This is a genomic window from Variovorax sp. 05L425, assembly GCF_056397705.1.
This window is the reverse complement of record NZ_JBFTNY010000003.1, coordinates 106,359-126,446: the sequence shown is the minus strand read 5'-3', so window position 1 is coordinate 126,446 and position 20,088 is coordinate 106,359. Positions and strand designations below refer to the sequence as shown.

Here is a 20,088-nt window from a genome sequence, read left to right as displayed (position 1 = left end):
CAGGCGCGATCCGGACCGCAATCAGCTCGACCGCAATCAGCTCAACAGGCCGTACGGACCGCCGCGCTCCAGCGCGCGCTGATAGGCCGGCCGCGCATGGATGCGCGCGAGATACGACATCAGCTTCGGCCGCGAGGCATCGAGTCCGCCGCGCGCAACAGCGGCCTCCACCGGAAAGCTCATTTGAATATCGGCACCGGTGAACGCATTGCCCGCAAACCATTCGCTCTTGCCGAGCTCGCCTTCCATGAAGTCCAGATGGCTCTTGATGTTCGGCATGATGAAGCCGGCCTTGGCCTTCTGTGCGATGGCCTTTGCGATCGGCTTTGCGAAAAAGGGCATTCTGGATTTCTCGATCGTGTCGAACATCAGCTTGAGCAGAAGCGGCGGCATGGCCGAGCCTTCTGCATAGTGAAGCCAATAGCGATAGCGCAAGGCTTCAGGCGTACCGGCCGCCGGAGCGAGATTGCCGTTGCCATAGCGCTCGATCAAGGTCTCAACGATCGCGCCCGATTCGGCGAGCGTCAATCCGTCATCCGTGGTCACCACCGGCGACTTCCCCAAAGGGTGCACCGCACGCAGCGAAGGCGGTGCGAGCATCGTGTTCGGATCGCGCTGGTAATGCACGATCTCGTAAGGAAGCGCCAGCTCTTCGAGCAACCAGAGTACGCGCTGCGAACGAGAGTTGTTGAGGTGGTGGACGGTGATCATGAAAGGCTTGATGCTGCCCCGAGGCCTAGGAACTGAACAGGAAGTTCATCACGTCGCCATCCTTGACGACGTATTCCTTGCCTTCTGCCCGCATCTTGCCGGCATCCTTCGCGCCCTGCTCGCCCTTGTAGGCGATGAAGTCGTTGAACGAGATCGTCTGCGCGCGGATGTAGCCTTTCTCGAAATCCGTATGGATCACGCCGGCCGCCTGCGGGCCGGTGTCGCCGATGTGGATGGTCCAGGCACGCACTTCCTTCACGCCGGCGGTGAAGTAGGTCTGCAACCCCAGCAAGGTGTAGGCGGCGCGGATGAGGCGGTTCAGGCCCGGCTCCTCCTGGCCGATCTCGGCGAGGAACATCTTGCGATCTTCGTCGTCCATGTCCGCCAGTTCGGCTTCGATCTTGGCGCAGATGGCGACGACGGGCGCGTTCTGCGCTGCGGCATATTCGCGCAGGCGATCGAGGAACGGATTGTTCTCGAATCCATCTTCGGCGACGTTGCCGACAAACATCGCGGGCTTGGCGGTGATCAGCGAGAACTGCTTGATCAGCGGCTTGTCTTCCTTGCTGAAGTCGACGGCACGAACCGGCTTGTTCTCGTTCAATGCGGCCTGGCATTTCTCGAGCAGCGCGACGAGCTTGATCGCTTCCTTGTCGCCCGAGCGCGCCGTCTTGGTATGGCGCTGCAAGGCCTTCTCGACCGTCGAGAGATCAGCAAGGCACAGTTCGGTCTGGATGACCTCGATGTCGGAGATCGGATCGACCTTGCCGGCCACATGAATCACGTTGTCGTCTTCGAAGCAGCGCACCACGTTCACGATCGCGTCAGTTTCGCGGATGTGGGCGAGGAACTGGTTGCCGAGGCCTTCGCCCTGGCTTGCGCCGGCCACGAGGCCTGCAATGTCGACGAACTCGACGATGGCCGGCACGATGCGCTCGGGCTTCACGATCTCGGCCAGCTGACCAAGCCGCGTGTCCGGGACCTCGACCACGCCGACGTTCGGCTCTATCGTGCAGAAGGGATAGTTTTCAGCCGCGATGCCTGCCTTGGTCAACGCGTTGAAGAGGGTGGACTTGCCGACATTGGGCAAGCCGACGATGCCGCACTGGAGACTCATGGCGGGGGCTTTCAGAAATCTTGGGGGAATCGGGCATTTTAGGCGCCCGGCCTTTTTGGGCGACCGAAGCCGCGCCCTTACTCGAAACGGAGGTTGGCGCCAACCGGCTGCCCGACCCGCAATGCATGCTCGACGCCCTGCAGCACGATCGCGTTCATGCCAAAGGTGATCGCGCCGTCGACGCGCGGGTCGGCACGGTAGGTGCGCAACGTGTCGCCGACTTCGGGGCTGCGCAGGCCGGTCGCCGGGTCGATATCGGGAATCGGGCAGCGCGCACAAGGCTTGACGGGCCGCAGGTTGACTTCGCCTTCGGCCGTAGCGATATGAATCGCGTCGACGCGGTCTTCGTCATGCGCCTCGATGCCGGCGAGCACCACGTTGGGTCGGAAGCGTTCGATGCCAACCGGAGCGTGACCGGCGGCCGCCAGCCTTGCGTTGAGCTCGGCGAGCGATCCTTCGCTGGTCACGAGCAGCGGAAACCCATCGGCGAACTGGTTGAGGGCCTCGATGCCGTCCGTCCACTTCAAGCTCGACAGACGCCGTTGCTCCGGATCGAAACGCGCCATGCGCAGCTTTCGCGGCTTGCCCGGCTCCGAGAGAAAGTCGCTGAACCATTGCGCCGCCAGATCGCCCATGTCGTAGGCCGCGACCTCGTCTTTCCACACGCGCACGCGGGTCGGCGCTTCGACCCGGTCGAACGCGATGTGCAAGGCCAGCATGCCCGGCGCCCGCAGCACCATTTCGGAATGCCTGAGTTGCGGCCTGATCAGCGCCATGCGTGGCAGCTCGCGCTGTGTCACGAATTCACCCGCCTCGTCGACCACCATCCAGGCACGGTCGAATTCAAGCCCGGTCTCGATCACGAGCGTTTCCGTCAGTTCGACGCCTGCGCAGGATTTGACCGGATAGACGAACAGGCGCGCAATTCTGGCCTGGAGATCGAAGTCGGAGATATTCACGGGGGGTTCCTTGTTCTGGAGCCGCGATTCTCCCGCACGCCAACCCCGGCAAAGGCTCCTCCTACAATGCCGCGATGGCTCTCCCCCCCGAAGTTTGCATTCGCGGCGCCGGCATCGTCGGACGCACACTGGCGCTGCTGCTGGCCCGCGAACGCGTGCGCGTGGCGCTGGTCGCGCCCGGTGCGGCGCCTGCCACGGAGGATGTCCGCGCCTATGCGCTCAACGCCGCTTCGAAGACTCTCCTCGAATCGCTGCGCGCTTGGCCCGACGCGGCGCATTCCATGCCCGTGCGCGAGATGCTCGTCTACGGCGACGAAGGCGGCCGGGTTCAATTCAGCGCTGCCCGCCAGAAGGTCGAGGCGCTGGCATGGATCGTCGACGTTCCAGCGCTCGAGCAACAGTTGAGCGACGCCGTACGCTTTCAGCCCCGTATCGAAGTTGTGACAGCACCCGTGTCCGCCGCTCTCACCGTCGTCTGCGAAGGCCGCCAGAGCGCCACCCGGGAAGCGCTCGGCGTGAGCTACGAGGTCACACGCTATCCCCAACATGCGATCGCGGCCCGGCTCGAAGCCGAAAGGCCGCATGACGGCACTGCTCGCCAGTGGTTCAACGACAAGGGCGAGGTCCTGGCGCTGCTGCCGCTCGCCGACGTGAACCGACCCGCAGACGCACACGCCCTCGACCGCTCGCTTGCCCTGGTGTGGTCTGTCGACCAACTGCGGGCACCCGGTCTTCTCGCACAGGGCTTGGAGGAATTCAGCGCAGCCCTGCGCGAAGCCACCCACGATTCGCTCGGCGCCCTGACCCTCAAGAGTGAGCGCGCCGCCTGGCCCTTGCAACGCGCCATTGCCGACCGCTGGACCGGGCGCCTCGGCGACGGTTCAGCCTGGGCCCTCGCCGGCGATGCCGCGCACACGGTGCATCCGCTCGCCGGCCAGGGCCTGAATCTCGGCCTCGCCGATGTCGCCGCGCTCGCGGAAGTGATCAAGACACGCGACTATTGGCGCAGCGTCGGCGACGCACGGCTGCTGCGTCGCTACGAACGCGCCCGCCGCACCGATGTGCTGTCGATGAGCCTTGCCACCGACGGCCTGCAGCAACTCTTCGCCCACAGCGCCGATCCTTTGCCGGCGCTGCGTAACTGGGGCATGCGTGGTTTCGACCGCACACGGCTCGTCAAGAACTGGATCGCACGACAGGCCATGGGCCTGCAATGAAAGACGGGAACACCCTCATGAAAAAACTCGCCCGCCCCCTCCTCCACCCCCTTTTTGCCGCATTGGCCGTCCTCGCATTCGGTCAAGCCTTGACGGCCTCCGCCGGCGAAGCCGAAATCCGCAAGAACCTCGCTGAGCGCATTCCGCAGTTCGCCAAGATCGACGAGATCACCAAGGCGCCAGTGCCCGGCTTGTATGAGGTGCGTATCAACGGCTTCGAGATCTTCTACACCGACGAACAGGGCAACTACCTGCTACAGGGCAACCTGATCGACGTGAAGCAGCGCAGGAACCTCACCGAAGAGCGGATCGAGAAGCTCAGCGAGGTCGCTTTCGACAAGCTGCCCATGAAGGACGCGATCAAGATCGTGCGCGGCAACGGCAAGCGCAGGCTGGCCATTTTTGCGGACCCGAATTGCGGCTATTGCAAGCAGTTCGAGCGCGACATGACGAAGGTCGACAACGTCACCATCCAGCTCTTCCTCTACCCAGTGCTGGGTCCCGACTCGGTCGTCAAGGCGCGCAACATCTGGTGTTCCAAGGACAAGGCCAAGACCTGGAACGACTGGATGCAGCGCGGCGTCGTGCCCGACGCCGGCGAATGCGACACCGCCGCGCTCACGCGCAATCGAGAATTCGGCCAGAAATACAACATCACCGGTACACCCACGCTGATCTTCAGTGACGGCACGCGTGCACCGGGTGCCATTCCGGCGGCGCAGGTCGAAAAGCAACTCGCCGCGCTCAATTGATGGCGGCGCCGGCCATCCAGTACCGCGTCGAGTGCGCGGATCGCAATGCGCACCTGTTCAGCGTCACGTTGACCATCGACAACCCCGTCGCGCTGCAGCGCGTGGAGTTGCCGGTCTGGATTCCGGGCAGCTACCTGGTGCGCGAGTTTTCCAAGAACCTCCAGAACCTGCGCGCAACGCAGGGGCGGCGCAAGCTGAGCACGCACCAGATCGACAAGTGCAGCTGGCAGATCGAATGCGTCCCGGAGAAGCCGCTGGAACTGCGCTATGAAGTCTGTGCCTACGACAACTCCGTGCGCACGGCGTGGCTCGATGCCGATCGCGGTTTCTTCAATGGCACCAGCCTCTGCCTGAGGATCGAAGGCCAGACCGACGTGCCGCACGCGATCGAAGTGGTCGCGCCATCGACGCCGAAGGAGGGCTCTCGCTGGTCATGCGCCACGGCGCTGAAGCCTCAGCAGATCGATCGCCACGGCTTCGGCAGATACATTGCCTCCGGCTACGACGAACTGGCCGACAGCCCGGTCGAAATGGGCGCGTTCTGGAGTGCGGAATTCGAGGCCTGCGGCGTGCCGCACCGATTCGTGGTCGCGGGTGCGCCGGCTTCCTTCGACGGCGAACGATTGCTGGCCGACACCCGCGCGATCTGCGAAACGCAGATGCGCTTCTGGCATGGCGACAAAGTCGGCAAGCGAAACGGACCGAAGCCGCCGCATGACCGCTATGTGTTCATGCTCAACGCGGTGGACGACGGCTACGGCGGCCTGGAACACCGTCACTCGACGGCACTCATCTGCACACGCCGCGACCTGCCGCAGATTGACGCTCGCAAGCAACCCGAGGGCTACACCACGCTTCTCGGCCTGATCAGCCATGAGTACTTCCACACCTGGAACGTGAAACGCATGCGGCCGGCCGAGTTCTCGCGCTACGACTACGCGCGCGAGAACTACACCCGTCTGCTGTGGCTGTTCGAAGGTTTCACCAGCTACTACGACGACCTCCTGCTGCGTCGCGCCGACCGCATCGACGACGCCGCTTACCTCAAGCTGCTCAACAAGACGATCAACCAGGTTCTGCAGACGCCCGGCCGCCACGTGCAATCGGTGGCGGACGCGAGCTTTGACGCCTGGGTCAAGTACTACCGTCAGGACGAGCAGACGCCCAACACCACGGTGAGCTACTACACCAAGGGTGCGCTGGTGGCGCTGTGCTTCGACCTCACACTGCGCGCCGAAGGCAACGGCACGCTCGACCAGGCCATGCGCTTGCTGTGGAAGAACAGCGAGGGCGGCCCCATCGACGAAGCGGACTTCGCCGCCTCGCTCGAAGCGGTCGGCGGGCGTTCGTTTTCGAAGGAGATCGCAAGCTGGGTTCATTCGACGGACGAACTACCCTTGTCCGATCTTCTGCGCGCCCACGGCGTGGCCACACTGGACGATCCGGCGCAGCGCGCACAGGAGCTCGGCATGAGGGTGGCCGAGTCGAACGGCAGTGTGCAAGTCAAGGCCGTGCTGCGCGGCGGCGCTGCCGAGCAGGCGGGCTTCTCGGCCAACGACGAGTGGATCGGGATCGAACTTCCTGCTGCCAAGGGCCGGCCGGTCCAGGGATGGCGGCTCACGCGCCTCGACGACCTTGCGCTCTACCTGGGTCCGGCCAAGAAGCTCACGGCGCTCGTCGCACGTGATCGCCGCTTGCTGCGCCTGCCGCTCACGCTGCCAACCGGCGTGACGACCTGGCGCCTTTTCGCGCAGGATTCCGTCAAGCTTTCCCACTGGCTGAGTCGGGCGTAGCCTGTCCCGCTCGGCCGGTCGACAAACCGTTCATCCAAGGAGATACGCATGAGCTACGAGAACATCGAAGTGCGCGTCGAAGCCGGCAAGGTCGGCATCGTCACGCTCAATCGCCCCAAGGCACTGAACGCACTCAACGATGCGCTGATGACCGACCTGGGCCAGGCGCTCCTGGCTTTCGACGCCGATCCCGCCATCGGCTGCATCATCGTCACCGGCAGCGAGCGCGCGTTCGCAGCCGGTGCCGATATCTCGGCGATGGCCAAATACACCTTCCTCGACGCCTACAAGGGTGACTTCATCACGCGCAACTGGGAAACCATCCGCCAGGTCCGCAAGCCGGTGATCGCCGCGGTCGCAGGCTTCGCACTCGGCGGCGGTTGCGAACTCGCGATGATGTGCGACTTCATCATCGCGGCCGACAACGCGAAGTTCGGCCAACCCGAAATCAAGATCGGCGTGATCCCCGGCGCCGGCGGGACGCAGCGCCTGCCGCGCGCCGTAGGCAAGTCCAAGGCAATGGACATGGCCCTCACGGCTCGCATGATGGACGCCGCGGAAGCCGAGCGCGCCGGGCTGGTCAGCCGCGTGGTTCCCGTCGACAAGCTCGCCGAAGAAGCCCTGGGCGCGGCCCTGGTGATCGCTGGCTACTCGCAGATCGCCCTGATGGCAGCCAAGGAGTCGGTCAATCGCGCTTTCGAGAGCGGCCTGTCGGATGGCGTGATGTTCGAACGGCGGCTGTTCCACTCGCTCTTCGCGACGGCCGACCAGAAGGAAGGCATGGACGCCTTCCTGAACAAACGCGCTCCTGACTTCAAGAATCAGTAATGCACGGCTAGGGTGCCCTTGGCGACTCGGGTTGCGTAGCCGCCTCGGGTTGCTGCACGGCATTGCTCAGCGCTTCGCGCAACGCGGAGAGCGCCGGGGCTGAAGGCACGCCCGTCGCCGACGGCGTCTTTCCCTCGCGCCAGCGCACCTGCGATGCCGCGACTTCGAAGACTGCGAGAACTTCGCCATTGCGCTCCAAGGTCACGCGCCACTCGGGCGCTGCCTTCAGCACCTGAGGTTCGACGGCCGACAAGGCGGCCGATCCGAGCAGCGCATTCAGATCGCGCGCCTCGTCGCGCGGAAAGCTCCGGGATTCTCCGCCGCGGCGGCTGATCGTGATCCGGCTCCACTGGGACAGCGCGGCAAAGGTTGGGGGGTCGGTCGCTTCGGTGCGTACCGACGGCGATGGAGGGGCCGCCTTCACCGGAGTGGGCGGCTTGGCCTCGTTGGCCGATGGTGACGTTGACGTCGCAGAAGGACCCTCTTCCTTTCCGGATCGCGCCGATGGCGAATCCGGCACCACGAGCCGCGCCACGGCGTTGCTCTGGGTCGGGGTCGGGGCCGGTGCAGGTGGCGGGAGCGCATCCCCGGCGCGCGCGGCTTCGGGCTTCGGCGGCGCTTGCGGCGCGGCAGCCTCCTGCACCTTCGGCGTCTTCACTGTCGGGGGGGGTGGGGCCTCCGGCGGAGGTGCCGGTTCAACGGCGGGTTCTGCCGAGGACTCGGGCATTTCAGCAACGGCCGGGGGCGCCGAAGATGCCACCGAATCAACCGATCGGTCTGCGCTCGTTCCTTCGGAGGGCGACGGCGCGACGATTTCCTTGGCCCGCGGTGCTGGCGCGGTCATCCGTGCTTCGCTGTCAGAACGCGGAACCGGCGCAGGTTCGCGCCGCCAAAACACGGCGACCACGACCGCCACCAGCACGGCCAGGAACATCGTCTTCCAGGGCATGCGTGAACGACCGCCCCTGCGCGCGAAGAGGCCCTGCCACCCCGAGTGCGCCGCAAGCTCCAGTTCCGCTTCGGCCTCATCCGGATCCAGGGCGCCGATTGCGTCATGGGCGCGCTTCAGGATGGCCTTGCGCAAGCGCCAGTCGGGCGCGGCGTTATGGTCCGGCGCGTGCTCCAGCGCTCGCCATAAGTGGGCGTCGGACAAATCGACCTGTTCGGCGTTGGACGCTTTCATGCGGCGCGCTCCAGGACCGAGAGATAACGTTCCATGCAACCGCGAAGCTTCTTCAGGCCAAAGCGCAGCCGGTTGCGGACAGTCTCCGGCCCGACGTCGAGCGTGGTCTCCAGCACTTCCAACGTGAAGCCTTCCTCGTGGTGCAGCAGGAAGGCCGCGCGTTGGTCGTCCGGCAGTTCATTCAGGCAAGCCAGCAGCCGGCGACCCGCCGCGCGCCAGAAAGCAAGTTCTTCCGCTGAAGGGTATGGGGCGTCGTCCGCCGCGCTGCTGCCCTGAAGCAGCCCGCGGCTGAAAAGCCGTGCGGCGTCGAGCCCGTCGCCGTCTTCGTCGTGCGCATAGAACGCGACCTCGTGGCCGCTCATGCGGAGCCGGTCTGTCGCGAGGTTGTGCGCCACCGTGAAAGCCCAGGTGCGCCAGGCCACGCCTTCCGGCGAAAAGTCCTCGCGTTCCGAGATGATGCGAGTCCAGGTCTCCTGGAACACTTCGTCGGCTTCTGCCGCGAGACGGATCCCCAACAGACGTCGAATGAAGCGGAACAACGCGCTTTCGTGGCGTGCGTAGAGCATGTCGAAGGCTGACGTGTCGCCGCCAACGTAGGCGAGCATGAGCTGATCGTCCGGCAGGTCTTCAAGGGGAAGGGAAATCGTGTCGGGCGCAAGCATCCGCAGATTTTTACCTCGTTGTGCGGACGAGGCGACACTCGCGGCATGGAAACTTTTGACGGCTGGCTAAAGTGCGCCCGCAAACAGCTATAATTTTTGGCTCGGCTCTTTAGCTCAGTCGGTTAGAGCGATGGAATCATAATCCACAGGTCCGCGGTTCGAGTCCGTGAAGAGCCACCAGTCAATCCGAGATCAAGCCGGTAAGCGTCTACTCACAGCGCTTACCGGCTTTTTTCATGCCTCGCCCCGCGGCGATTCGTCAGCTTCCACTCAGGCAGGCGTCGCACTTGATGTAACAATAAGGTGTTACATATTGGAGCGCCGGGGGACGCATGCCGAAATTAATTTTGATGAAGGGTTCAGCCGCGACCAAGCAGGTCGCGCTGCATCCCAGCGAAACCACCATTGGCCGAGGGTCGACCAATGATGTGGTGCTCGATTCGATGCAGGTCAGCCGGCGACATGCCGTCGTGACGATCGATGGCCCGTTCGTCACGATCAGCGATCTGGGCAGCCGCAATGGCTTGTTCGTCAACGGGGCCCGCGTGAGCTCACAGGTTCTGGTCGGAGGCGATGAGATCTCGATAGGTAGCTTCAGGCTGCGATTCCTGGCCAGCGAGCACCATTTCTCGACGGACGCCTTGCGCCTCATGACGACGCCGGAACTGCTGGCGGAATTCGAACGGGCGCGCGAGACGTCTCCCGCACGCGTTTGATTCAACCCTTCCAAGCACCGAAATACATCCTCCAACAAGTCGGGGGGAACCGTCAGGCCGCCGCCTACACAAAAAAAGTCGGCAGGCTCTCGATGGAGGCCAAGTCGATCCCCGAGTCTTTCACTTGAAAAAACTCAACCGTCAAAGGCCAAAGATGCGACTTGATACGGACCTCCCGCTCGGCAAGGTTGCCGAGGTGACTTTCTGGTTCTGGGTTGTGAAGATCGCAGCCACGACGCTCGGCGAAACCGCCGGCGACGCGGTGACGATGTCCATGAACCTGGGCTACCTCGTGGGAACAGTCATCTTCGCCACGATCTTCGTCGGCGCGGTGTGGGCTCAGATCGCCGCAAAGAAATTTCACCCTTTTCTGTTCTGGTTCGTGATCATCGCCACGACCACTGCGGGAACAACGCTTGCCGACTTTCTGGACCGATCGCTTGGGATCGGATACCTGGGCGGTGCATCGATCCTGCTCTTCCTTCTACTCGCCACGCTGTTTCTCTGGCATCGGGCACTCGGCTCGGTGTCCGTGACGGCGATCACTTCTCGCAAGGCCGAGATGTTCTATTGGGCGACGATCATGTTCTCCCAGACACTCGGCACCGCACTCGGGGACTGGATGGCAGATCCGGAAACGGGCCTGGGTCTCGGGTATGAGGGTGGCGCAATCGTCTTTGCCGTGGCGCTCGCGCTGGTTGGCGCGGCCTACTTGTGGACCACGGTGTCGCGGACCGCACTCTTTTGGGTCGCGTTCATTCTGACGCGGCCATTCGGGGCCACGCTGGGGGATTTGCTGGACAAGCCGCACGCGAACGGTGGGCTGGAGATGAGCCGATATACGGCGACGGCAGTGCTGGCTGGGTTCATTCTTGCCTGCGTCGTGCTGCTTCCTCAGCGTGCTGAACGCATCGTGAAGTGACGCTTGCAGGAGCAAGGCCCGGAAGGAAGACAGGGACAGTCGCCGGCATCGAGGAACCGCCCGGTTGAGGGCGGGTGCCGAAGAGGCATCCTCTACCAGCGCCGGCAGACTGTCTGCAATGAAGGACGGGCCGCCACGCTGAAAGTTCCACAGCTGCAAAGATTTAGCGCGCAGCGATCTCCAAGTCACGCGGTCTGCGCCGTCGGCATCTCGGCCCGCGCCAGGATGCCTTGCAGGATCACCGGAAGCTCGAACACCGCCCTGTTCCGCACCTTGCGCGTGGCGGCCCGGTAGCGGTCCAGTTGACCGATCAATTCTTCGACCGCGTCATCGACCTGGGCAAAGCTGCGGCACACAAGGCCCACGCCATGCTCCTTGACCCACTGGGCGTTGTAGCGCTCCTGCGGCAGCGTCCAGCGATTTCGGACCACGATGACCGGCAAGTGCATCTGCACCGCCTCGCTCAGGCTGCCAGGCCCCGGCTTGCCGATGAAGAAGTCGGCCAATGCCATGTAGTGAGCGACGTCGGGCGTGAATTCCAACACCGATCGCGGCGCTCGCGAAGGCAATGCGCGAAGCGCTTGCGCAAGCTTGGCGTTGTGCCCGCAGGCGAGGATAAGCTGGGTGTCGGGCAGGCGCTTGGCGATCCCGAGCATCGCCTTCGAACCCTGCCCGCCGAACAGCACGACGCCGGTCGGCCGATCCGGGTCAAGCCCCAGCCGAATGCGCTCGGCACGGCGATCGATCGGACGTGCGTCGTAGAAGGATGAGCGGATCATCATCCCCGAACTGGCATGAATGCGCTCTTCCGCACAGCCCGCTGCGCGAGCCTGTTCCACGGCTTTGGGCGAGCCGCACACCAGGTGCTGTTCAAGACCCTCTTCGATCCAGAAAGCGGGCGGGTAGTCAGCGAGGTCGGTCAACACGGTCACGTAAGGCACGCCCGGCAGCGTGGACGCCAGCGCCTCGCATGTCGCGCGGTTGAAATTCGGAATCAGTGACACGACCATGTCGGGTTCGGTCGCCTGCCAATGCTGTTGCATCTGCCGCACCAGTGCGGCGTGCCCCCATCGAATCATCCCCTGAAGGAGTTTGAGTTCCTGCGCGAGCCCCAGCGTCCAGCCGCGCGCGAGGCGCTTGTTGTAGACATCTTCGGGATCCATCCCGGTGAGCTTCCGAAAGCTGTCCTTCGGGTCCAGGACTTCGCGCAGGTTGACCAGCCGCACCTTCCACGGCAGCCCGGCCCGATGGATCGCTGCTTCGAGCGCCAGGGCGGAAGCGCGATGCCCACCACCGGCATTGAAGTAGACAAGATCGACGGTACGGACGGGAATGCGTGACGCCGGCAAGCGCGCGGCCGTCATGCGTGCGCCGGCTCGCGCCGCGAAGTTGCGCGCCCGGTTCGGGTCGTGACCGGCATGTGGTTCGCCCAATGCAGGATTTCGAGCGCGCCGTCGGCATGCTCGGCCAACGCAGTCAGGCTCTCGACCCAGTCGCCGTCATTGGCGTAGAGGATGCCGTCGATGTCCCTCAATTCGGCATGATGGATGTGCCCGCAGACGACGCCCTGGACGCCGCGCCTGCGGGCTTCGCGGGCCACTGCGCTCTCAAAATCCCCGACATAGCTGACTGCGCGCTTGACCTTCAGCTTCAGGTACTTCGACAGGGACCAATAGGGCAGCCCCATGCGCGCGCGCAGCGAGTTGAGATGCCGGTTCAGCCTGAGCGTGAATTCGTAGAGCGAATCGCCGACATGGGCCAGCCACTTCGCGCACTGGATCACGCCGTCGAACAGGTCGCCATGCATGACCCAGAGCTTGCGGCCGTCCGCAGTCTCGTGAATCCACTCGTCGGCCACATCGATACCGCCGAAGTTGTGATGCAGGTATTTGCGCGCGAATTCATCGTGATTCCCCGGGATGAAGATCACCCGCGTTCCCTTGCGCGCCTTGCGCAACAACTTCTGGATCACGTCGTTGTGGGCTTGCGGCCAGTACCAGTGCCTGCGCAGCTGCCAGCCGTCGATGATGTCGCCGACCAGGAACAGGGTCTCGCATTCCGTGTGCTTCAGGAAATCGAGCAGCGCCCGCGCCTGGCAGCCGGGCGTGCCCAGGTGCAGGTCCGAAATCCAAAGCGTCCGAAAGCGCTGCACGGGTTGCGTCGATTCCTCGACTTCCCCATCGAGAAGCGGGGGTACGGTGGCGCGCCATGCGCGAAGAAAGGCGTCGTCGCGTTGCATGGACGAGCACGATCGCATCGACGAGTGACGACACGATGGCAGCCGCGTGACGCATCGGCGACAGAACGCCAAGGCGCCCCTGCGGGATCTCCGGGCAAACCATGACGGAACGGTGACGAAACGATGGCGAGGTGGGCCAGACAATCAGCGTCATGCGTCCCGGCCAGATCATCGTTCTTGCAACCCCGGTCTTCTTTTTGCTGATCGGCATCGAGTTCTTTGTGGGCCGATGGCGGGCGAAGCGCGGAACCGGCCCGGACACCTACCGCCTGCCAGACACGATCAACAGCATCGGCCTGGGGATGCTGAGCCAGATCAGCGCGGTCTTGACCGGGCTCCTGCGCATCGGCATCTACACGGCATGCTGGTCTGCCTTCGCGCTGTTCCCGAACGAGGACTTCTGGACCCAGTGGTACGGCTGGCTGCTGGCCCTGGTCTTCTATGACTTGTGCTACTACTGGCTGCATCGCTTCGGTCATGAAAGCGCCGTGCTGTGGGCCGCGCACGTGGTGCATCACCAGAGCCAGCACTACAACCTTTCGACGGCATTGCGCCAGACCTCGAGCGGAGCGCTGCTCGGTTGGATCTTCTATTTGCCGATGGCAGTGGCAGGGGTGCCGCCCCTGGTGTTCGGCGTGGTCGCGCTCATCGATCTGCTCTATCAGTTCTGGGTGCACACCGAGCAGGTCGGCAAGCTGGGGTGGTTCGACCGCTGGTTCTGTTCGCCTTCGAACCATCGGGTGCACCATGCAGTGAATGACCGCTATGTGGATCGCAACTACGGCGGGGTGCTGATCATCTGGGATCGCCTGTTCGGCACCTTTCAGGAAGAAGACGAGCGTTGCGTCTATGGCACGCGCAGTCCTCTTCAGAGTTGGGACCCGATCTGGGCGAACGCCGAGGTGTATTGGGCGCTGGCTCGCGACACATGGCGTACCCGGCGCTGGAGCGACAAGCTGCGCCTGTGGATCAGACCGCCCGGTTGGCGCCCGGCCGACGTGGCAGCGCTCGATCCCAAACCCGCCTTCGACATCGCCCAGATGCGTCGCTACGATCCGCCGGCCTCGCGCGGCGTTCAGGCCTTCGCGGCCGGGCAGTTCATTGCCCTGCTGGCGGGCACGACCGTGTTTCTCTGGTATTCGGATGTGCTTCCGTTCGCCCCGGCGCTGGTATGGCTCGCCGCGCTGACCGCCGGCCTTTGGGCAACGGGCGCGGCGCTCCAGGGCCGCCTCACGGTGATGGAAGTCCTTTTCGTCGATGCCGCCGCGCTGGCCACCGCGAGCGGCGCGCTGGGGATTGCCGGGCTCCATGTCACCTTCAAGCCACTCGCGCTGATGATCCTCATTGCCTTTGCATGCACGCGCCTGCGCGCATCAATTGTCCCGGGGCGCTTCTCCTTGTTGCTGATCGCCGGCCTCGTCGCCTCATTGACCGGCGATGTGTTGCTGATGTGGCCTCAGTTCTTCGTGCCGGGTCTCATCTGCTTCCTGCTGGCGCATCTGGCCTACATCGCGCTCTTTTCGATCGATGTCGGCACATTCCCGCGTCGACGCACGCTTGGCGCAACGCTATCGATCGGCGTGCTCATGTACGCATTCCTGTGGTGGGGCGGACTGCCCGCAGGCCTGCGCGTGCCGGTGGGGATCTACGTCATCGTGATCGCCTGCATGGCGGCCCAGGCGCTGGGGCGCGCGGCGACGATGGGCGATACGCCGGCACGGCACGTTGCGCTGGGTGCCTGTCTATTCATGCTGAGCGACGCCTTGTTGGCGACCAATAGGTTTGTGCAGCCATTGCCAGTCGCCTCGCTGTGGGTGCTGGCCAGCTACTACGCGGCGCAATGGCTGATCGCGGCCAACGTCCGTCCGACCGGAAGTATCGCGACACGCTGAGGCGTCGCGCGACTCAGTTGCCGAACATGTCGCCGTCGCGTTGCGGCGCAGCGACGCCCAGGTGCCGATAGGCCGCCAAGGTGGCGATGCGGCCGCGCGGCGTGCGCTGGAGGTAGCCCTGCTGGATCAGATAGGGCTCGATCACGTCTTCGATGGTGCCCGACTCCTCGCCAATGCTGGCGGCAATGTTGTCGAGCCCGACCGGTCCCCCGTCGAAGCGATGGATGACCGCTTCGAGCAACTTCCGGTCCATCAGGTCGAAGCCCTGCGGATCGACGTCCAGCATCGCCAGCGCCTTGTGTGCGACGTCGGACGTGATCCGCCCGTCACTCTTGACCTGCGCGTAGTCGCGCACCCGGCGCAACAATCGATTGGCGATACGCGGCGTGCCGCGCGAACGTCGGGCGATCTCCAGCCCGCCAGCCTCGTCCATCGGTACGGCAAGCAGACCCGCGCTCCGGCGGACGATGCGCGCCAGTTCTTCAGCCGTGTAGAACTCGAGCCGGGCGACGATGCCGAAGCGATCGCGCAGCGGATTGGTCAGCATGCCGGCACGCGTGGTCGCACCGACGAGCGTGAAGGGCTGCAGGTCGAGCTTGATGCTTCGCGCGGCGGGGCCCTCGCCGATCATGATGTCGATCTGGTAGTCCTCCAGCGCGGGGTAGAGGATTTCCTCGACCACGGGCGAGAGCCGATGGATCTCGTCGATGAACAGCACGTCGTTGCGCTCGAGATTGGTCAGCAGCGCAGCAAGGTCCTTGGGTTTTTCGAGCACCGGCCCGGAGGTCTGGCGCAGGTTCACGCCGAGCTCCGCCGCGATGATGTGCGACAGCGTCGTCTTGCCCAGCCCCGGCGGGCCGAACAGCAGCACGTGGTCGAGCGCCTCGGCGCGCTGACGCGCCGCCCCGATGAAGATTTCGAGCTGTTCGCGCACTTTGGCCTGGCCGACGTATTCGTCGAGCAGCTTGGGCCGTAGCGCTCGCTCGATCGCTTCTTCATTGGGCGAGGCGGGCGCGGCGGACACCACGCGTTGCGGGGCCGGGGCGAAATCGTCGGTCTGGATGGTCATGGGGCGGTTGGCTGAGGGCGCAGTTTAGTCGGCCCTGCGGCAGAATGCGCCACCGGAAAGGGGCGACGAACCTGTGGATGTGCAGACCATGAACGACAACGATCGCGCGCTGTGCGCCACCACCGCCGGCCTGTTGCGCGCCGGCGGATCGCTCGCCACCTGGGGCCTGGCGCTTTCGTTCATCGCCGGCCTCGTGCTCGCGCTGACCGGTCGCTCGCTGCCTTCGGTGGCCTGGGGCGCCTATGCGGTCGTCGCGTTGGTCGGATTGCCCGAGCGCTACATGGCGCTGCGCTTGCGGCTGGACGCCGAAGTGTTTGCAGGTCTTGCGCAAGGCGCAATCACCTCGCTGGCGAACCTCGACGGCGGACTGGAAAAGCTCGGGCTCCGACGCGTCGCCGAAACGTCACGGCCGCTTGCCGAACGCATCCTGCTCGCCCGCCAGCTGATGCAGCGGCACGGCATCGCGGTGACCGTGCAGACGGTGGTTTTCGCAATGGCGCTTGCGTTGCAGGACTGGCACTGAAACTATTTCGCCAGCGCCCTCAGCGCCAGCTTGATCCCTTCTCCCACGGCCACATCCTTCGGTAGCGCCTTGAGCGACGCGGCGGCTTCCTTGTCGCTGTAGCCGAGCGCGATCAGCGCCTGCAGGATGTCGGCCTGCGAATCCGTGGCCGCGTGCGCGGGCAGTGCAATCTCGGCACCGAGCTTGCCCTTCAGTTCGAGCAGCAGCCGTTCCGCCGTCTTCTTGCCGATGCCCGGTATCTTCACCAACCGACCAGCCTCCTGCAGCGTGATGGCCTGTGCCAGCTCGCTCACGCTCATGCCGCTGAGCACGCCCAGCGCGGTGCGGGGGCCCACACCCGAGATCTTGATGAGCTGTCGAAAAGCCGCACGTTCGGCTGCGGTGCCGAAGCCGTACAGGACCTGCGCATCCTCCCGCACCACGAAGTGCGTCAGCAACGACACCCGCTCTCCAGCGGTCGGCAGGTTGTAGAAGGTGCTCATGGGCACATCGACCTCGTAGCCGACGCCGTTGCAGTCCACCACCACCTGGGGCGGATTGCGTTCGGCCAGGATGCCGGTGAGTTTGCCTATCATGGGTGCCCTTTTCGCTTTTGAAATGAAACTCGCGTGATTCTGCGACACACCTTCGCCCCGCCCAACAACACGCGCCTGGGACACCTCTGCGGCCCGCTCGACGCGAACCTGCGGCGCATCGAGGAGGCACTCAACGTCAAGATCGCTCACCGCCACGAGCAGTTCAAGGTCGACGGCCCCAAGGTCAACGCGGAGCGCGCGATGGATGTGCTTCAGGCGCTCTACGAGATCGCGCAGCGGCCGATCGACGCCGCGGTCGTGCAACTCACCCTCGCGGGCGACGGCTCCATGGCGGAAGCGGAAGATGGCGCCCTGCTCCTCGCCACACGCCGCGCGGACCTGCGTGCGCGCACACCGAACCAGAGCGTCTACCTTCACAACATCGCGAACCACGACATCACACTGGGCATTGGTCCGGCAGGAACCGGCAAGACCTACCTGGCCGTGGCCAGCGCCGTCGACGCCCTGGAACGCAGCGCTGTCCAGCGCATCGTGCTGACCCGGCCCGCGGTCGAGGCCGGTGAGCGACTCGGCTTCCTGCCCGGCGACCTGACGCAGAAGGTCGACCCCTACCTGCGCCCCTTGTACGACGCGCTCTACGACCTGATGGGTTTCGACCGCGTCCAGAAGGCCTTCGAGCGCAACGCGCTGGAGATTGCGCCCTTGGCCTTCATGCGCGGCCGCACGCTCAACAACGCCTTCGTCATCCTCGACGAAGCGCAGAACACCACGCCAGAGCAGATGAAGATGTTCCTCACACGCATCGGCTTTGGTGCCAAGGCCGTGGTGACCGGCGATGTCAGCCAGATCGACCTGCCAAAGGCGCAACTGAGCGGGCTGATCGATGCCGAGCGCGTGCTCAAGCGCGTCAATGGCATCGCGATCACGCACTTCACCAGCGCCGACGTGGTACGGCATCCCTTGGTGGCGCGCATCGTCGATGCCTATGACAAGGCGCGCAAGACGCGCGGAGCGAACTGACGTGGCGCTCGCCGGCTTGTCCCTGTCGCTGCAGTTTGCAAGATTCAAGGGCGTGGATCGCCATCGCGCCGCCCTGCCCCGCCACAGCGTGAGCCGCTGGATCCGCCACGCGCTCGACGCTGACGGCGAGATCACCGTCCGGGTCGTCGACGCCGATGAAGGCCAGCGGCTCAACCGCGCGTTCCGGGGCAAGGACTACGCGACCAACGTACTGACCTTCGACTACACGCAGACGCCCATCGTGATGGCCGATCTGGTGCTATGTGCCCCCGTCGTTGCAAGAGAAGCGAAGGAGCAGCGCAAGACACTCGCCGCCCACTATGCGCACCTGCTGGTGCACGGCACCCTGCACGCCCAGGGCTGGGACCACGAGACCGGCGAGGAAGACGCCGAAGCCATGGAGGCGCGCGAGATCGAAATCCTCGCGCGGCTCGGCATCAAGAATCCTTACTGATCGGCAATCGCCTCAGGGCGACATCTGCAGCGGAATGGTCACCGGGCCGTCGTTCAGCAAGTGCACTTTCATGTCGGCGCCGAACTCGCCTGTTTCGACCACAGGATGCGCGGCGCGCGCCTGGGCCACGAAGTATTCGTAGAGTCGGCGCCCTTCGTCGGGTGCCGCCGCCTGGGTAAAGCTCGGCCGGTTGCCCCCGCTGACATCGGCCGCGAGAGTGAACTGGCTCACCACCAGCAAGCCACCGCCGATGTCCTGGACGCTGCGATTCATCTTGCCGGCGTCGTCCGAGAAGATGCGCAATTTGAGGATCTTGGCCAGCATGCGATCGGCCTGCGCATCGCCATCGCCGCGCTCGGCGCACAGCAGGACGAGAAGCCCGGCATCGATGGCACCGGCAGTGCGGCCGGCGATCTCGATCCGGGCACTGGCAACGCGCTGCAGCAACGCCTTCATGGTGTGTGGTCCTTTTGCGTTGCGCGCGCTTCCATCCCCAACGGCAGCAACTGGATGGTCACGCGCAGACCGGGTACTGCATCCATCAGTGCCTGTTCGAGCGCATCGCGCAAGCCGGCTGCCCGTTGGAGCGGCCACGCCCCCGGCACGTGCATGTGCAGATCGGCAAAGCGCCGCTGGCCCGCACGACGGGTCACGATGTCGTCGAAGCGAAGCTGCGAGCCCTCCGGCACGTCTGCCGCGAACCGTTCGAGCGTGGCCTGCAATTGCGCCAGAGCCTCGGGGTCAAGCGCCTCGTCCATCAGCCCCTGCGACGATCGCCAGACCAGCTTCACACCTTCGCGCGCGATGTTCAGCGCCACGCCGATGGCAAGCAAGGGGTCCAGCCATAGCCATCCGGTCAACGCGACCGCCGCGACGCCGACGAGCACCGCACCCGACGTCCAAACGTCGCTCATGAGATGCCTTGCGTCCGCCTCCAGCGCGATGGAACGATGCGTCTGCGCGGCCCTGAACAGCACCAGCGAGAGCGCGCCGTTGAACACCGAACTCAGGACCGAAAGCGCCAGGCCCCAGCCGACCTGTTCGAGTGGTTGCGGTGAAAGCAGCCGGACAACCGCCGCCCAGACGATGGCAACGGCCGCACCGATGATCAGGATGCCTTCAAAGCCCGAGGAAAAATACTCGGCCTTGTGGTGTCCATATGGATGATCTTCGTCCGCGGGCCGAGCTGCGATGGTGACCATGGCCAGCGCAAAAGTTGCGCTTGCAAGATTCACGAACGACTCCATGGCGTCCGAGATGAGCCCCATCGAATTCGTGATGTAAGCCGCCCATCCCTTCAACAGAATGGTGATGACTGCGACCGCCACCGAGACGCGAAGCAGCGTCCGGGGGCTCAATGCGGCGAGCTTCAGGATGTGGGGGTTCAATGACAAGAACTAATGCCGAGAAATGGCTTCAAACCGCGGCCGATTGTTGCGGAGCGCCCTTGCCGTCCTGGGTTCGATTAATACTCGCGTACTATCGACGCACGTAC

General features: G+C 64.5%; 21 protein-coding genes and 1 tRNA gene. 11 read left to right on the top strand and 11 right to left on the bottom strand.

Going from position 1 to position 20,088, the window contains the following annotated elements:
- Positions 1 to 36: 36 nt before the first annotated feature.
- The 3 genes from AC1DN9_RS04735 to AC1DN9_RS04725 all read right to left on the bottom strand — a co-directional run bounded on the left by AC1DN9_RS04735 (position 37) and on the right by AC1DN9_RS04725 (position 2,787).
- Positions 37 to 711, bottom strand: a complete 675-nt coding sequence (locus AC1DN9_RS04735; protein WP_478097773.1) for a glutathione S-transferase family protein — start codon at positions 709 to 711, stop codon at positions 37 to 39.
- 25 nt (positions 712 to 736) lie between these two features.
- Positions 737 to 1,828 (bottom strand): redox-regulated ATPase YchF, encoded by a 1,092-nt coding sequence (gene ychF / locus AC1DN9_RS04730; RefSeq protein WP_478097771.1) that lies wholly within the window; start codon positions 1,826 to 1,828, stop codon positions 737 to 739.
- 77 nt (positions 1,829 to 1,905) lie between these two features.
- The gene (locus AC1DN9_RS04725; RefSeq protein ID WP_478097769.1) at positions 1,906 to 2,787 is read right to left on the bottom strand and encodes an MOSC domain-containing protein; all 882 of its coding nucleotides are present in this window, start codon (positions 2,785 to 2,787) and stop codon (positions 1,906 to 1,908) included.
- Between the two features lie 74 nt (positions 2,788 to 2,861).
- Here AC1DN9_RS04725 and AC1DN9_RS04720 point away from each other — a divergent pair, with 74 nt between their 5' ends.
- From AC1DN9_RS04720 to AC1DN9_RS04705, 4 genes are read left to right on the top strand one after another with little or no spacing between them, the layout of a single operon-like run.
- Positions 2,862 to 4,004, top strand: a complete 1,143-nt coding sequence (locus AC1DN9_RS04720; RefSeq protein WP_478097767.1) for an FAD-dependent monooxygenase — start codon at positions 2,862 to 2,864, stop codon at positions 4,002 to 4,004.
- A 17-nt stretch (positions 4,005 to 4,021) separates the two neighbouring features.
- Entirely contained in the window at positions 4,022 to 4,756 is a 735-nt protein-coding gene (locus tag AC1DN9_RS04715) for a DsbC family protein (protein ID WP_478097765.1), read from the top strand.
- A complete protein-coding gene (locus AC1DN9_RS04710; protein ID WP_478097763.1) occupies positions 4,756 to 6,549 on the top strand; it encodes a M61 family metallopeptidase in 1,794 nt (597 codons plus the stop codon). Before AC1DN9_RS04715 ends, AC1DN9_RS04710 begins: the two co-directional genes overlap by 1 nt.
- Positions 6,550 to 6,597: 48 nt before the next feature.
- A complete protein-coding gene (locus AC1DN9_RS04705) occupies positions 6,598 to 7,377 on the top strand; it encodes an enoyl-CoA hydratase (RefSeq protein ID WP_478097761.1) in 780 nt (259 codons plus the stop codon).
- A gap of 7 nt (positions 7,378 to 7,384) precedes the next feature.
- On the opposite strand, the gene AC1DN9_RS04700 is transcribed toward AC1DN9_RS04705, so the two are convergent.
- Both AC1DN9_RS04700 and AC1DN9_RS04695 read right to left on the bottom strand, forming a co-directional pair.
- The gene (locus AC1DN9_RS04700) at positions 7,385 to 8,560 is read right to left on the bottom strand and encodes a hypothetical protein (RefSeq protein ID WP_478097759.1); all 1,176 of its coding nucleotides are present in this window, start codon (positions 8,558 to 8,560) and stop codon (positions 7,385 to 7,387) included.
- Positions 8,557 to 9,222, bottom strand: coding sequence for a sigma-70 family RNA polymerase sigma factor (locus tag AC1DN9_RS04695; protein WP_478097757.1), 666 nt, complete (start codon positions 9,220 to 9,222; stop codon positions 8,557 to 8,559). The genes AC1DN9_RS04700 and AC1DN9_RS04695 overlap by 4 nt, the downstream gene beginning before the upstream one ends.
- A 103-nt stretch (positions 9,223 to 9,325) precedes the next feature.
- On the opposite strand from AC1DN9_RS04695, the gene AC1DN9_RS04690 reads away from it, so the two are divergent.
- The 3 genes from AC1DN9_RS04690 to AC1DN9_RS04680 all read left to right on the top strand — a co-directional run bounded on the left by AC1DN9_RS04690 (position 9,326) and on the right by AC1DN9_RS04680 (position 10,860).
- Positions 9,326 to 9,402: transfer RNA gene (locus AC1DN9_RS04690), tRNA-Met, on the top strand.
- 170 nt (positions 9,403 to 9,572) lie between these two features.
- On the top strand, positions 9,573 to 9,938 hold the full coding sequence (locus AC1DN9_RS04685; protein WP_478097755.1) for an FHA domain-containing protein: 366 nt from the start codon (positions 9,573 to 9,575) through the stop codon (positions 9,936 to 9,938).
- 154 nt (positions 9,939 to 10,092) lie between these two features.
- Entirely contained in the window at positions 10,093 to 10,860 is a 768-nt protein-coding gene (locus AC1DN9_RS04680; protein WP_478097753.1) for a COG4705 family protein, read from the top strand.
- A gap of 185 nt (positions 10,861 to 11,045) precedes the next feature.
- On the opposite strand, the gene AC1DN9_RS04675 is transcribed toward AC1DN9_RS04680, so the two are convergent.
- Together AC1DN9_RS04675 and AC1DN9_RS04670 are read right to left on the bottom strand one after the other, a co-directional pair.
- Positions 11,046 to 12,224, bottom strand: coding sequence for a glycosyltransferase (locus AC1DN9_RS04675; RefSeq protein WP_478097751.1), 1,179 nt, complete (start codon positions 12,222 to 12,224; stop codon positions 11,046 to 11,048).
- Positions 12,221 to 13,099 carry a UDP-2,3-diacylglucosamine diphosphatase gene (locus AC1DN9_RS04670; RefSeq protein ID WP_478097749.1) on the bottom strand — a complete coding sequence of 293 codons (879 nt, stop codon included), beginning with the start codon at positions 13,097 to 13,099 and terminating at the stop codon, positions 12,221 to 12,223. Before AC1DN9_RS04670 ends, AC1DN9_RS04675 begins: the two co-directional genes overlap by 4 nt.
- 152 nt (positions 13,100 to 13,251) lie before the next feature.
- On the opposite strand from AC1DN9_RS04670, the gene AC1DN9_RS04665 reads away from it, so the two are divergent.
- On the top strand, positions 13,252 to 14,991 hold the full coding sequence (locus tag AC1DN9_RS04665; protein WP_478097747.1) for a lysoplasmalogenase family protein: 1,740 nt from the start codon (positions 13,252 to 13,254) through the stop codon (positions 14,989 to 14,991).
- A 13-nt stretch (positions 14,992 to 15,004) separates the two neighbouring features.
- On the opposite strand, the gene ruvB is transcribed toward AC1DN9_RS04665, so the two are convergent.
- Positions 15,005 to 16,060, bottom strand: coding sequence for a Holliday junction branch migration DNA helicase RuvB (gene ruvB, locus AC1DN9_RS04660; RefSeq protein ID WP_478097745.1), 1,056 nt, complete (start codon positions 16,058 to 16,060; stop codon positions 15,005 to 15,007).
- A gap of 88 nt (positions 16,061 to 16,148) precedes the next feature.
- On the opposite strand from ruvB, the gene AC1DN9_RS04655 reads away from it, so the two are divergent.
- Positions 16,149 to 16,583, top strand: coding sequence for a hypothetical protein (locus AC1DN9_RS04655; protein ID WP_478097743.1), 435 nt, complete (start codon positions 16,149 to 16,151; stop codon positions 16,581 to 16,583).
- Positions 16,584 to 16,585: 2 nt separating this feature from the next.
- Here the strand turns inward: AC1DN9_RS04655 and ruvA are convergent, their stop codons facing one another.
- A complete protein-coding gene (gene ruvA, locus AC1DN9_RS04650) occupies positions 16,586 to 17,158 on the bottom strand; it encodes a Holliday junction branch migration protein RuvA (RefSeq protein ID WP_478097741.1) in 573 nt (190 codons plus the stop codon).
- Between the two features lie 33 nt (positions 17,159 to 17,191).
- Here ruvA and AC1DN9_RS04645 point away from each other — a divergent pair, with 33 nt between their 5' ends.
- Positions 17,192 to 18,139: a PhoH family protein gene (locus AC1DN9_RS04645; RefSeq protein ID WP_478097739.1), complete on the top strand. Its 948-nt coding sequence runs from the start codon at positions 17,192 to 17,194 to the stop codon at positions 18,137 to 18,139.
- A gap of 1 nt (position 18,140) precedes the next feature.
- Positions 18,141 to 18,593 (top strand): rRNA maturation RNase YbeY, encoded by a 453-nt coding sequence (gene ybeY / locus AC1DN9_RS04640; protein ID WP_478097737.1) that lies wholly within the window; start codon positions 18,141 to 18,143, stop codon positions 18,591 to 18,593.
- A gap of 12 nt (positions 18,594 to 18,605) precedes the next feature.
- On the opposite strand, the gene dtd is transcribed toward ybeY, so the two are convergent.
- Both dtd and AC1DN9_RS04630 read right to left on the bottom strand, forming a co-directional pair.
- The gene (gene dtd / locus AC1DN9_RS04635; protein WP_478097736.1) at positions 18,606 to 19,049 is read right to left on the bottom strand and encodes a D-aminoacyl-tRNA deacylase; all 444 of its coding nucleotides are present in this window, start codon (positions 19,047 to 19,049) and stop codon (positions 18,606 to 18,608) included.
- Entirely contained in the window at positions 19,046 to 19,981 is a 936-nt protein-coding gene (locus AC1DN9_RS04630; RefSeq protein ID WP_478098137.1) for a cation diffusion facilitator family transporter, read from the bottom strand. The genes dtd and AC1DN9_RS04630 overlap by 4 nt, the downstream gene beginning before the upstream one ends.
- Positions 19,982 to 20,088 lie beyond the last annotated feature (107 nt).